The 14,285-nt window shown below is 29.2% G+C and carries 10 protein-coding genes and 2 pseudogenes; 6 read left to right on the forward strand and 6 right to left on the reverse strand.

Translation table 11 applies throughout. The features are described 5' to 3' along the window. Positions 1-80: 80 nt before the first annotated feature. Positions 81-812 carry a hypothetical protein gene (locus tag FBFL15_RS09905; protein ID WP_014084469.1) on the reverse strand — a complete coding sequence of 244 codons (732 nt, stop codon included), beginning with the start codon at positions 810-812 and terminating at the stop codon, positions 81-83. Between the two features lie 120 nt (positions 813-932). On the opposite strand from FBFL15_RS09905, the pseudogene FBFL15_RS09910 reads away from it, so the two are divergent. The 3 genes and pseudogenes from FBFL15_RS09910 to FBFL15_RS09915 all read left to right on the forward strand — a co-directional run. Continuing rightward, positions 933-2,516: pseudogene (locus FBFL15_RS09910) on the forward strand (type I restriction-modification system subunit M); the annotation flags it as partial. A 45-nt stretch (positions 2,517-2,561) separates the two neighbouring features. Next, a complete protein-coding gene (locus FBFL15_RS16815; protein WP_231847507.1) occupies positions 2,562-3,134 on the forward strand; it encodes a restriction endonuclease subunit S in 573 nt (190 codons plus the stop codon). A gap of 1 nt (position 3,135) precedes the next feature. Continuing rightward, positions 3,136-4,548, forward strand: a pseudogene (locus FBFL15_RS09915) (type I restriction endonuclease subunit R); the annotation flags it as partial. Positions 4,549-4,797: 249 nt separating this feature from the next. On the opposite strand, the gene FBFL15_RS16590 reads toward FBFL15_RS09915, so the two are convergent. Further along, positions 4,798-5,040: a hypothetical protein gene (locus FBFL15_RS16590; protein ID WP_044032015.1), complete on the reverse strand. Its 243-nt coding sequence runs from the start codon at positions 5,038-5,040 to the stop codon at positions 4,798-4,800. After that, positions 4,985-6,136 (reverse strand): IS110 family RNA-guided transposase, encoded by a 1,152-nt coding sequence (locus FBFL15_RS09925; RefSeq protein WP_014084471.1) that lies wholly within the window; start codon positions 6,134-6,136, stop codon positions 4,985-4,987. Before FBFL15_RS09925 ends, FBFL15_RS16590 begins: the two co-directional genes overlap by 56 nt. 259 nt (positions 6,137-6,395) lie before the next feature. Here FBFL15_RS09925 and FBFL15_RS09930 point away from each other — a divergent pair, with 259 nt between their 5' ends. The 3 genes from FBFL15_RS09930 to FBFL15_RS09940 all read left to right on the forward strand — a co-directional run bounded on the left by FBFL15_RS09930 (position 6,396) and on the right by FBFL15_RS09940 (position 9,533). Continuing rightward, entirely contained in the window at positions 6,396-7,814 is a 1,419-nt protein-coding gene (locus tag FBFL15_RS09930; RefSeq protein WP_083839249.1) for a type I restriction endonuclease subunit R, EcoR124 family, read from the forward strand. 83 nt (positions 7,815-7,897) lie between these two features. Continuing rightward, positions 7,898-8,929 carry a hypothetical protein gene (locus FBFL15_RS09935; protein ID WP_014084472.1) on the forward strand — a complete coding sequence of 344 codons (1,032 nt, stop codon included), beginning with the start codon at positions 7,898-7,900 and terminating at the stop codon, positions 8,927-8,929. A 313-nt stretch (positions 8,930-9,242) separates the two neighbouring features. Then, complete coding sequence (locus tag FBFL15_RS09940) at positions 9,243-9,533, forward strand: thermonuclease family protein (protein ID WP_014084473.1); 291 nt, start codon at positions 9,243-9,245, stop codon at positions 9,531-9,533. Between the two features lie 71 nt (positions 9,534-9,604). Here the strand turns inward: FBFL15_RS09940 and FBFL15_RS09945 are convergent, their stop codons facing one another. The 3 genes from FBFL15_RS09945 to FBFL15_RS09955 form a co-directional block, all read right to left on the reverse strand. Then, on the reverse strand, positions 9,605-12,781 hold the full coding sequence (locus FBFL15_RS09945) for a T9SS type A sorting domain-containing protein (RefSeq protein ID WP_014084474.1): 3,177 nt from the start codon (positions 12,779-12,781) through the stop codon (positions 9,605-9,607). 157 nt (positions 12,782-12,938) lie between these two features. Then, positions 12,939-13,442 carry a hypothetical protein gene (locus tag FBFL15_RS09950; RefSeq protein ID WP_014084475.1) on the reverse strand — a complete coding sequence of 168 codons (504 nt, stop codon included), beginning with the start codon at positions 13,440-13,442 and terminating at the stop codon, positions 12,939-12,941. 10 nt (positions 13,443-13,452) lie between these two features. Next, positions 13,453-13,992 carry a Riean_0653 family protein gene (locus FBFL15_RS09955; RefSeq protein ID WP_014084476.1) on the reverse strand — a complete coding sequence of 180 codons (540 nt, stop codon included), beginning with the start codon at positions 13,990-13,992 and terminating at the stop codon, positions 13,453-13,455. Between the last annotated feature and the right edge of the window lie 293 nt (positions 13,993-14,285).

A 14,285-nucleotide genomic window follows, 5' to 3' on the forward strand; every position in this document is an offset into this window, starting at 1 on the left:
TACCTTAAGTTAGGAGTATCATACCTTAAGTTAGGAATATTGTACCTTAAGTTGGTGCTAACTTAAATTATTTATTGCTTTTAGGCTTTGATTTTTGTAAACTTCAGACCGCTTATTTGTTTGTATTGTGGGCTTGTTGTTCCAAATACTGATTTAACGTATTTTTTTACTTCTAAGGCAATGTTGCACAAACCAGTATCCGTACTATAAAGAGCCGTATTTCTAGCAATGCGAGAATTGCTTACATTGGTATATGCTATATTAACAGCTATATTTTTAGCAGTTAGGTCATTTTGTTTTGCGATTAAAGTTGCAACTTTCAAATCATTTTCGTTTGGAGCATAACTTGGTTCAGATTGTAAAATAGAAATGATACCCGCTAAATGTTGGATTTGTTTATCATAAGATTGTTGACTAGTTGAAATGCTTTTTGGAGCTGGATTGTTTGGGTCGTTCATTGTTTCTTTAGTCTTTGCGGTTGTACCCTGCATTTTTTTATTAAAGCCTTTTGCGTCTGCCACTTTTTGGGTGGGTGCATCGGTAGTTTGTAAAGCATTGATTACTCTTGTTGAAAGAGATTTGAGGTTGATGAAAGCGATAGCCCTTTCGTTCACTTTGTTGTTGAATACCGTGTTTTCGGTAACAACATCAGCTAATGCTGTTTGAGAAGCAGTAAGTAATGCCGAGAGTTGTGAGAGTTTGAGAGCGTTTTTAGATGGGTTGTAGATTGCACCGTAACCTGTTACAAATGAAATAAGTTGTTGGAAATTTGCTACATTTTTAGCGTGTCCAGTTTCTGATGTTGATGCCATATTTTTTTTGTTTATAATTAATACTATACCAAAATTAATAAAAAAAAATTTTACTAAAAGATTTTAAACCTAAAAAAAATTTTTTTTTCTACATTTACACCCTGAAATAAAAAGCCAACAATGTCAGACGAACAAAAGAAACTATTAGAACAACAGCTTTGGGCTATTGCCAACATATTAAGAGGTAAAATGGATGCCGATGATTATAGAAACTATATTCTCGGCTTTATCTTTTTCAAATATCTATCCGAAAAATTAGAAATATATGCTAAAGAAATTCTTGAACCTGATAATTTAAAATATACAGATTTAGAAGAAGAAAAAGACAAAATGTATATTGATGCAGTAAAAAAAGCATGTATCAAAAAGTTAGGTTATTTTCTTAAACCATCAGAGTTGTTTTCAAGTTTAGCAAACAAAGGGAATAATTTAGTTGATAATGAAACTAATGATAATGACGAAGCTACTCAATTTTTTATTCTTGAAGATTTAGAAAGAATATTAAATAACATTGAGCAAAGCACTATGGGTACAGATAGTGAAGACGACTTTGTACGTTTGTTTGAAGACCTTGAATTAAACTCTTCTAAACTTGGTAAAACAACAAAAGCAAGAAATGAAATTATTGCTAAAATACTAAATGCACTTAATAAAATTGATTTTCAATTAGAAGATACAAACGCTGATGTTTTGGGCGATGCCTACGAGTATTTAATCGGAGAGTTCGCAGCAGGTGCAGGTAAAAAAGCAGGTGAATTTTACACACCACAACAAGTTTCTACAATATTAGCAAAGATAGTTACAACAAGAAAAAAACGTTTAAAATCAGTATATGATCCAACGTGTGGTAGTGGTTCACTATTACTTCGTGTAGCTAAAGAAGTTGAAGATGTGGGGTATTTTTATGGACAAGAGCTAAACAGAACTACATACAATTTAGCTCGTATGAATATGATTTTACATGATGTTCATTATACTAAATTCGATATTAAACAAGGAGATACCCTCGAAGACGATTTACACGAACAATTAAAAGCAGAAGCCATTGTCGCAAATCCTCCTTTTTCAGCAAAATGGAGTGCTAAACAAATTTTTGCATCTGATGATAGATTTAGTCAATATGGTAGATTAGCACCAAGAACTAAAGCTGATTTTGCTTTTGTACAACACATGATACATCATTTAGACGATAATGGTATTATGGCTTGCGTTCTTCCTCATGGGGTTTTATTTAGAGGTGCAGCAGAAGGACATATTAGAAAATATTTGATTGAAGACAGGAACTATTTAGATGCTGTTATAGGATTGCCTTCAAATATATTTTTCGGTACAACTATTCCAACTTGTATTTTAGTATTTAAAAAATGTAGAGAAGTGAATGATAGTATTATATTCATAGACTCTAGCGAATATTTTACTAAGAATAAAAACAAAAATATTTTAACAGATGATAATATAAATGATATTGTTAACGCATATAAAGAAAGAAAAGATATTAATAAATTTTGTCACAATGCTTCTTTAGATGAAGTAAGAGCCAATAGTTACAATATCAATATCAGTAGATATATAGATAATTTTGTTGAAGATAAAATTTATGATATAGATATATTAGTAAAAAAACTTAAATCACTAAGTCTAGAAAACGAACTAAACAATAAAAAATTAGCTCAATATTGCACTGATTTGAAGATTGAATATCCTGAAGGAAATAATTTACATTTACTGAGGAATTTCAAGAAAACTGTTATGTATAAAATTTTAAACAGAGAAATAAAATTTGAAAATGACAATGAATGGATTAATGTTAAGTTGGGGAATTTAGTAACATTTTCAAAAGGCAGTGGCTTATCTAAAGATGATATTGTTTTTGATGGTGCCTATAAATGTGTTCATTATGGTGAATTATTTACAACATACCATGAAGTAATTGATGATATTTTATCGAAAACAAATGTAAATTTTGGTGTTAAATCTATTGTAGGTGATATTCTGATGCCTGCATCGGATGTTACACCTTTAGGCCTTGCTACTGCCAGCTTAATTAATGAAAGTGATGTTGTAATTGGTGGTGATATAATAATACTTAGAAAGAAAAAGAATTTTAATAATGCATTCTTATCTTATTTAATAAATTTTGAAAAAAAGAAAATAATTAGATTAGTTACAGGTTCTTCAATTAAGCATATATACAGCAAAGATTTAGAAACAATTAATGTTAATATCCCAAAAGATATAAAAGTTCAAGATAAAATTTCTGATTTTTTTATATGCATAGATAAAAAAATCAATTTTATTGATAATGGTAATTTAGTTTTATAGTATGACCACTCAACCAGAACAAGTACTTGAAAATAACCTTGTAAAACAATTACAAGATTTAGGACATAAATTCGTAAACATAAAAGACGAAAAGGATTTATATGCAAATCTAAAAACACAATTAGAAAAGCACAATAAAACAACTTTTTCAGATAATGAATTTAACAAAATACTTATTCATTTAAGTAAAGGTAACATCTTTGATAAAGCTAAAACTTTAAGAGATAGTTATGGCTTAAAACGAGATGATAATACTACTTTTTATGTAGAGTTTATCAATCAGAATTTTTGGTGTCAAAACGAATTTCAAGTATCTAATCAAATAACAATAGAGGGTAGTTATACTAATCGCTATGATGTTACAATTTTAATTAATGGGTTGCCTTTGGTTCAAATAGAATTAAAGCGTAGAGGTATAGAATTAAAAGAAGCTTTCAATCAAGTAAATCGTTATCATAAACATTCATATAGTGCAGCTAACGGTCTATTTCAATACGTTCAAGTATTTGTTATTAGTAATGGTGTAAATACAAAATACTACGCTAATAATCCTAAACAATCATTCAAGCAAACATTCTTCTGGAGTGATGAAAACAATAAAAACATTACCCAGTTAGAACAATTTACAGCAAGGTTTTTAGATCCTTGTCATATTGCTAAAATTATAACAAAATACATAGTACTTCACGAAAGCGATAGTATTCCAATGGTAATGCGACCATATCAGTATTATGCAGTAGAGCAAATTATCGAGAGAGTTAAAAACAGTACTAAAAACGGCTACATTTGGCATACAACAGGTTCAGGAAAAACGCTTACATCATTTAAGGCAAGTCAAATATTAACCAACAATCCAAAAGTACATAAAGTAGTTTTCGTAGTAGATAGACAAGATTTAGACGAGCAAACAGTAAGAGAATTTAATGCTTTTCAAAAAGACAGTATAGACGGAACAGAGAATACAAAAATGTTAGTCAATCAGTTTTTAGATGATACACCTTTAATCGTTACTACTATTCAAAAATTAAATACTGCAATATCAAAAGTTCGTTTCAATGATAAAATGAAACAGCTACAAGATAAAAAGATAGTATTTATTTTCGATGAATGTCATAGAAGTCAATTTGGAGATACACATAAAAAGATAGTTGAGTTCTTTAAAAATCATCAAATGTTTGGTTTTACAGGAACACCAATATTTGCAAAAAATGCAGTGGCCAAAGAAAGCAAGAAAAACACAACAGCAATGTTGTTTCACGATTGCTTACATAAATATGTAATTACAGATGCTATTCGTGATGAAAATGTTTTAAAATTCTCTATTGAATATATTGGTAGATATAAAGAAAATGAAAACTCAATAACCAATGTAGATATAGAGGTTGAAGCCATTGATACAAAGGAGCTAATGGAAAGGTACTATCTTAAAATCCAAATTTTTTTTCCATAATTTTCATAAAAAATTGACTTTTTTTTATTTTCATTTAATTCGTTTTTAATATTGTTTTTTTGATGGATGGTGCAAAAATGAATGTCATTAATTGAATCATTTCAGGTCATACTTTCTATTTTTTTGTACTTTTGCCATGCAAAAATGAAATTCATTTTACTGCTCCTTTAATTTATTAATTGGGCAGTTTTTTTATAAGAGTTTAAAAAAGAATTAGACATTTCTTGTTGTTGGTTTGTTATTTTTTGTATAATTGCCAATCTGCATTCCTTTGTTTTCTTCTTTATTTGAATATAAATTAAACCACTTCCACTCTGACCAATTTGTGTCTAAAAATAGTGTGAATTTTATTAAATCATCGAACCTGTATTTTAGACATTTTGCTGTTCCATCAGCGTTGTTACGCAACTTCACAATGGCTATGTATTTTTTCTTTTTTTTTATCTTTTGTTTCATTATCTTCTTTTTTTTCATAATTTTGCACCTCTGAGAAACCGCTTTTTAAGCTGTTATCTTGTATAGCCTCGGAATTCATTTCGGGGCTATCTTTTTTATAATCAGGATTATAGGGTTCATTTTTCTTCCAAATATGATATATTAAAACCAATAGTTTTTTTTGAACTGCTACATAGCTTTTCATCTTTATGCCATGTTTTGCAAATGTCCTTTCATATAAACTCACCAATGGTTTTTCTTTATATTTTATAGCTACAAATGCTGGCATAAACAAAGCCCTACGAATACGACTATTTCCTTTTTTAGAAATTTTTGTCTTTCCAACACTCATCCCAGATTCTCTTTCAACAACATCAAATCCAGCATACGACACTAATTGCTTGTAATTTTTGAACAATTCAAAGCCATTTGTCTCAGCTATAATGGTTGATACACTAAGCAATGCAATCCCTTTTATTTTGCAAATGTTGTCCACTTTTTGTTTTAGAACCTGGTCTGAATTAATCAAATTTTTCATTAATTTTTCAAGCTCTTTAAGCTGTTCGTTGAACAATTCAATGATTGCCTTTTGTTGGTTTATCATCATTTCACTCATATACATGCTGTTTTCTAAAGCATGGAGTTGATTGTTAATGACTGTTTTTTGATCTTGTAAATTTTGATACTGTCTTGTGTATTGTCGCAATTCATAATACAACTTACCCATGGGTTGCCAAAGTTCCAAACATTGTTCTGCTCCCATTTTTGACAATCCTTTGGCATCAATGCTGTCGTTTTTAGATTTTAATCCTAAAGAAATTAAATAATGCTTTGCCTTATTTGGCAAAATAATGGAAACGGCATACTTTTTTTCTGAAAAATAAAGGGCACAATTTTCGTGATAAACACCTGTAGCCTCCATGCACATAACCAAGGGAATTTCTTGCAACTTTTTCTTTTTGACAATCCATTCGTCCATGCTCTGAAATCCTTTCAAAGTGTTTGGAAATGAAGTACTTGCTACTACAGTTACTTTTTGATTACAATCAATTACAGACATGCAAATATCAATTTTTTTACTTGCAACGTCCAATCCTACTGAATACTTAATGCTCATAATTATTTCTTTTTAGGATAACAAAATATTACATTTACCTTTGCTCATTTTTTATACAACATCTAAACTAAATAGTATAGTGCTTAAGTACTAATTGTGGTTATTTTGTAATAAAAACAAAGTTGATTTTCCTTTCGCATGAATATCATTAAATGTATTTAGCCCGCAAACAATTATGCAACTTTGTTTTGTTATCTATTATCAATTTTTAATTTTCAAAAATACATTTTTTTTGTAAATTATTATCAGATGCAAAGATATGAGCCCTAAAAGGCTTGAAGCAATATCAAACTACATAATAAACAATCATTCGAGAAAAACACATAACAGGTCATTTACAGCGATGTTTTGTGTTAGTAGTGTTGATATATTAATTAAGTATTACGAGTTATTAAGAGCAAGTAAACAAGCAGGAAATCATAATTTAAACATAGCTACTATATTTTCTTTTAATGCCAATGAAGATGATAAAGATGCAAATGGTTTTATTCCAGATGATGAATTTAGCGATACATTACCAATCAATAAACATTCAAGAGATAAATTAGAAGAGTTTATAAAAGAATACAATGCAACTCATAAAACTAACTTTTCTACTAAAGACAGCGAGAGTTTTTTCAATTATAAAAAAGATATTTCAAAGAGAGTTAAGAACAAACAAATTGATATACTATTAGTTGTAAATATGTTCCTTACAGGTTTTGATAGTAAAACATTAAATACTTTGTATGTAGATAAAAATTTAAAATATCACGGATTAATTCAAGCCTATTCAAGAACAAATAGAATAATAGACGAGAAAAAATCACAAGGTAATATTGTTGTATTTAGAAATCTAAAACAGGCAACAGATGATGCAGTCGCTTTGTTTTCTAATAAAGATGCCTTAGAAACTATTATTATTCAACCATACGAAGATTATGTAAAAAAATTCAATAAAGCATATAAAACATTAATGGCTATAACTCCAACAGTTGATAGTGTTAATGATTTAGAAAGCGAAGAGGAAGAAGTAAACTTCGCAAAAGCTTTCAGAGAAATAATAAGATTACGTAATGTATTATCTTCATTCTCCGATTTTACTTTTGACGATGTTTATATGGAGGAACAAGAGTTTGACGATTACAAAAGCAAATATCTTGACTTACACGAAAAAATTAAAACTAATTCACAAAAAGAAAAAGTATCTATTATAGATGAAATTGATTTTGAATTAGAGTTAATCCACAGAGACGAAATAAATGTAGCTTATATATTGAGATTATTAGCTAATCTTAAAAATGCAACAGGCAAAGATTTAGATAAAAAGAAAAAAGAAATTGTAGATGCTTTAGCTGGTGAAACACAATTAAGAAGTAAAAAAGAATTAATTGAAAAATTCATTTTAGAAAATTTACCGTTAATTAATGATGATAATGATATAGTAGATGAGTTCAATTCATTTTGGGATATTGAAACGAAAAAAGCACTAGACAATCTTTGCACAGAAGAAAATCTAGATAAAGAAAAAGTAGAAACAATAATCAATGATTATCTATTTACAGAAAGAAAACCAAACGAAGAAGAAGTAATCAAAGCACTTGAAAAACAACCAAGTATATTACATCGTGATACAATAGGTGTAAGAATTACCGATAAAATAGTTAACTTCGTCAAAACATTTATTGATGGTATTTAATACATTTATCTAATAATAAATTATTTTCTAATATATTTGACGCAAATTAATTATGATGCGTTTAATAATAAATAAAATTTTTAATGTCCAATATTAAAGAACAAATTTCTAATTTAATTTCAAAAATTGACAATATTTCATCAGAAAAAAATTATTGGTTAATTCGAACAGAAGCAGGAAATCATTTTGAGAGTTTTAATAGCTTTAATTTTATTGCTTTAGGTTATGAAGAGATTACCTATAAGATAGTTAAAGATATTAAGGAAAAATCTGCGTCTGATTTGGATTTTAAAAATCAGTTAAAAGAATATGTTGCAAAAATTTATCCAGATAAACAACAAGGTCTTATTACTAATCAAATACTAAGATTTATCTTTGAAGTTAAAAGGGGCGATATAGTTGTTATTCCATCTGAAAATTCTGATTATATTTCAATGGGTGAAATTGCAGATACAAATATTTTAGTGCAATCAGAAAGTATCTTCAATTCAACAAATTGTGATTATACTAAACGAAAATCTGTAAAATGGATTAAAACTTTTACTAGAAAAAATTTAGACCCATATTTATATAAAACTTTTCAAGCACATCAAGCTATAAATAATATTTCTAGCTACGCTAACATTATAGAACGTTCTTTAGGTGATTTTTATAAAATTGGTGATGAAGTAAATTTAGTGCTAAATGTAAATCAAGAAAGTAATATAAAAGCAACCGATTTACTATTCTTTGGGAGCGATTTATTAAAATTAGTAGATGGTTTCATTAAAGAGTATGATTTAGATTTTGATATTAAAGATATTGATGTTAAAATCAACATTAATTCTAAAGGAAAGTTGCAATTTTTATCAAAATCTGGAAAAAATTTATTACTTTTGGGTATAGTTGTAATTGGTTTAAATGGTGGTGGTTTAAAGGTTGATAGACCTGGTTTTAAACTTGATTTATCTACCGATGGCTTAATAAAAACAATCAGTGATTACCTTGATAGGCAACAAGATCGTGAAATGAAAGTTAGACTTATGAATAGTGCCAAATCATTAGAAATAAAAACACCAGAAGACCTAATTAAATTAACTAAGCAATTTTCAGAAAACAAAGATTTACCAAAGTAAATATGCTAAATTTAATTTCAATATTATCCACATTTTTAGTCGCTCAGATAATAATGATGTTTGTTTTAAACTTATTTTTGGGTAGGATTACTTTTTTAAATTTTAATATAATTAAAGGTATATTATTAAAACATATTTTGTTTTTTTTATTCAATACCTTTATTCTTTTGCACTTTACAACTTTTTATTTACCACATTAATACTATTGTAGTGGTTATTTATTTTTTAACTGTGTTTTAAATAAAAATTTTTCTAAGCAAGCTTACTCTTTAATAAAGAAAATTGGTTTAACTTTTTTATATTTTTATTTCCTATGAAGAAGTATATTATACTTTTATTTTTACTATTTTCTATAAGTTATTCTTTCTGCCAAACTATTTTAAATGCTAAAGTTGTAGGTATAAAAGACGGTGATACAGTTGTCGTTTTAGATAGTTTAAATAATCAAACCACATTAAGATTAGCAGAAGTAGATTGCCCAGAAAAAAGCCAACCATTCGGCACAAAAGCAAAGCAATTTACATCAGACCAAATATATCTTAAAACAATAAAATACATTGTTACAGATACAATATTCCACTTCAAAAGACTTGGCAAATTTTGAAATAAAAGCCAGAGAAGATAAAATAGGTTTGTGGGTAGCTAAAACTGCTTTTATTACATTTATTTTGACAGTTATTCTACTGCTATTTGATGGCTTTTGATGGTGTTGCTGATGTAAATTTTTAAGACATAAATACCTTTGTTTAGTCCACGAACTGAAAAGGTTGCTTTGTTGTTGTTTATTTCAACTTTTGATTTTGATTGTCCCATTATATCAAAAAGTTCTCCTGAAATTGTTGCTCCTTTTTCGGGTAGATTATTTGCATCTCTAATTTCAATATTTACTATGTCGTTTGAAGGGTTTGGATGTATTGTAAAAATAGTTGTATTAGAAATTCTATCGGTATGAGGGTCGTGATCACCATCAGGGTTGTTGTAAGTTCTAATTATTTCAGTTGTTCCACAAGAATTTGTAATTGAAATTTTTATAGTGATTGTCCAAGCTCTTGTGGGGCTACCATCTACTCCTGCATAATAACCATTTCCACTTAAAACTCCATTACCTGATAATTTTGTCCATGTTATGCTTGTTATGCCTTGCGTTGAAAAATTATTATTTGTAGGGTCGGTTAGAGTTAAATCCCAAGAACTAACAACTGGTTCTTCAACTAAATTAACATTAGGCTTACCAATCCAAATGGTTTTGACTATAGTAATGTTACCACATTTTAAGTTACCATCGCCCATATTTAAAGAAAGTATTAATTGTCCTGTGGCATTTGGCAAGGCTGTTAAAGTAACATTTGGGGTGCCGTTGCCTGATAGAGTAACTAAACTTGCCCCTTGTGTAATTGTCCAGTTGTAGAATGTTCCACCGCTTGGTGCGGTATAGGTTGCTGATGTGCATAGTAAATTTGCTCCTGTAATTTGTGTGCTTGCACACATATAAGAGCAGTTGGAATATTCATCTGCAATTCCTGTATTCAACTCTGTTCTTAACCAATTGCCGTTTCTACGATTAAAACTAATGTGTCTTGAATTGTTATTATTTGGGTTAAATTGGTCAAAATGTGTTACAAAATTTTGAAATGGTGAGTTTTTCGGTAATGCTGGAGGCAATGCACCAACATAAGATTTTCTGTAATCTACATCATTAATCACTGTTGTTCCTTTGCCAATATCTAATGCACTTGCAGTTGGAATAAAGCCAAATGTATTAGATGTAATTCCGCTTAAAGGTAATTGGGATGAACTTGTTTTTTGTTGACCTCCTCCATAAATGTCATAAGGTAAAACACCTGCTGGTTGATTTACGTTTTTTTCTGTAATGGTTATTGATACAGGAATAAACCAAAATATTTTTTTCTTATACTTTATGCTACCATGATAAATGTTTTTATTTTCATTAAATGTTGTCATATATTTTGATTGAAAATCAATTTGCCAATAAGAATTTCCTGGAAAAAGTGCTGTGATAACTACTAATGGATTGGTTATTAACGTGCCATAGATAGCGTCCATAATTCCAATATAATTAGACAAAAAGGTGTTTCGTCCTGCATCTTTAACGTAACTCATAATGTTTCCATTATCAATTTGAGTAACACCACATTCGCTACCGTTTGCAATTGCAATGTTTCTAATTGGTTTACCTTGTGCTGGATAGCCAACAGGATAGCCTAAATTTGATAGTTCTTGTTGCCAAGCATCGTGAATGGTATTGTTCATTTGATAACTGTTGCTAACCCAAGTAAATTGCATCTGTCTTGCGGCAGGAACATCTGCAAGTGAAAATGCTTGAAGTGGCGTAATAAAAGGATCTACATTTGTATTACCGCCAAAAAAGTTGATAATTGCAGAAAAACCTTCTGCAAAATTATAAATTAATGGTAAAACTACTTCTCCCGCTAAAAGAGGAATGGGAGTGTTTATGTACATATTGCGCAAATGTCTAGCAGAATGCTGAACGCTTAAAGGAGTATTTGCTCCAAGATGAGGAGCATCGTGAGAAACATACATCCTTGTCTGATGATTTAAACCTTTGTTTTCCATATCTTTTAGAGCATAGCGAGCTATTAAACCGCCCATACTTTGCCCTAAAACAACGTTTTGCTGTGAACCACTTTTGTTTTGATTAACCCATTTTATAACATCTTCTAAAACAAAAGCATTACGTTGTAAAAAATCTACACCGTTGTTCCAATCTACATATATTATGTCATAAGTGTTAATTTCTCCCTCCAATGCAGATGAATTTGACCTTATAAATTCTGTACTCTTTATAAATTGGTCGATATTGTTATCTCCTGCTTCCTGTTCTGGATTTAATATTATGCCTGTATCAAATCCTTCGGCAACAATTAATGGTTTGGTAATAGTTGTGCCACTGGCGTAACGAATATATACTGTTGCACTACCATAATATCCATTATATAAAGTAGTTGAAGTAATTGTTGTTTTATAGAATGGAGATAAATTTGTTGCTTGTTGTGCAGTTGTTTGAGCCATTGATTGTGGGCAAGATACACAAGGTGCTGTTATTTCTCTTGCGTTTAATCCTGTTTCAATTTCTATTTTGGAATGGCTTAAAAGAGTTTGACCGTTGGTTAATGTAATTTTATATTTCCAAGTATAAATATTTGCTTGGGTATAATTTACATTGATTAATTGATTTTGTGCTACAATTCTATATCCTAAACCATCAGAAAAATCAACTTGAATGTTTTGAACAGTTGCAGGATAATTTGTTAAAAAAAGATTTGATGGCAATTTTACTTGAAAATTTAATCCTTTGTATTTTGCAATTGATGTTGTCATTGCAAAAAGTTGTTTTTCTTCGTATGGATTTTGCCAAACTGAACCTACAAACTTGTCTGAAAATTGATTGTTGCTGTAATTTATTTTGTTAGGATAAGCATTGTCTGCAAAACGGTTATACTTAAAATATTGAGCACTTAATGTAATTACTCCTTTTGTTCTTTGCGAATACCAACGAGTTGCATATTCTTGTGGAGTTATAAAACCAGTTGTAACATTACTTCTTACTCTACACATTAGCAATGTTTTGTAAATATCCGACATTGTTTGTGAATTAGTATAAGTAGAGTCGGTAAGTGTGCCGTTGAAAGCTTGTAAATTGGTAAATTCCATACCGAAATCAAGTAAAATACCGTGTGGAACACGGTTTTTGTCTAAATTTTGAAAAACCTGTAAGGTTTTTGTTTTGAATTCTGTATTGTTTACTTGTTGTGCAACACTAAAATAGGAAAGCATTGCAAAAAATAGCGAAAAAATAAATTTGAATTTCATACTTTTGTTTTTTGAATTAATAAAATTTTGAAGGTTTTTTTAATTTGACTGTGGAGGATTTCTATCTAATAGAAGTCCTTCCTTTTTTATTTTTTACTACATACTTTTGCTTTTTAGTTGTTTTTATGATAGCCTACACCGAGTGAAATACCTACACCTACGAAACTATTTTTTGAGATACTTCCAAATAATTTAAAACCAAATTTGGGTGTAATTGCATTTCCAATTGTGTTTTTTTTTTTGAAGAAAACCAAATTATGTTTGCTTCTAACGGCAAACCAATATAATCTGAATTTGAAGTATTTGAGATAAAGTGATTATAACTTAATCCAGAAGAAATGCTAAAAGAATGATTGCTTTGTAACCATCGTTTACCATACAAAAAAGCATATTCATTATTGTGATTTGTTCTAGTATATGAAGGTAAATAAGCCGTTTCAGCATCTTTTGAATATCCAGCAACTTCAATAAGTCTAAAACTAAAAAGGTCTTTTTTATTTTGGTAATTGATTTCAAAACCTCCACCAAAACCAGCATCTGTAATAACAGAGAATCCGCCAAATGCTTCAAAATAAATTATGCTATTAGGTGATTTTGTTTCTTGTGCATAAATGATATTTGTAAAACCAAGAATAATCAGTAATTTCAATAATCTTTTCATTTTTATTTTTTTAATAATTCCAATCAAAACGCCCACTTCTTATTTGTACTATTTCGCCATTTGAGTTTATCGCATCAAACCAAAAAGTACCCGAAATGATGGAGTTTGATAAATCGACACGAGTTATTTTAAGTTCTCCCGTTTTTATAGCGTTTGTATAATATTTGTTTGTTGAACTTAATCTGTAAGCACCACTACCACCTGTAAAATCTCCGTTATCAATTGAATTTTTATTTAATATATATGTTTCGCCCTGTGAGAGGTTAATTCTCAAAGTTTGAACACTTACATTTGGCCCAGAATTTTTATCGTCTGAAAAAGACATAATGAAAAAGAATTCATTATTAATATATTCATATTGGCAATTTATTGGAGAATTTATCCCACTTTGAGAAGGTAAATAAACTTGTCCATTTATTAAACAACCAACAGTATTTGCCCCTGTTTGGGTTTCAGCTGGTAGTTGATCTTTACTTGAAGATGGGTTGTCATCTTTATTGCAACACGAAAGTGTAAGTGTTAATGCAAATAATAAAATTAAATTTTTCATAGTGTGTTGTTTTTATAATGTTCATCAAATATAGTACTCTTTTGTTATGAGAATGTTATGTCTCTTTTTTGTGCGGTTTATTTGCGTTTTGTGTAGCTCAATGGTTTCCTCCAACAACTAAATAAAAGAAAGTTATTTCGTTTTTAACATAGTGTGTCTGTTTTGCGAAAGTACAAACAAAAAAAATACTATGCAACTTATTTATAAAAAAGCCACAAGAATAAAAATTATCGTAAAACAAACTTATAGAAGTTTTTAAGTAGGAATTATGAAGTATGAAGTATAAAGTTTGA

The sequence above is a fragment of the Flavobacterium branchiophilum FL-15 genome, from assembly GCF_000253275.1.
GTDB lineage: Bacteria > Bacteroidota > Bacteroidia > Flavobacteriales > Flavobacteriaceae > Flavobacterium > Flavobacterium branchiophilum.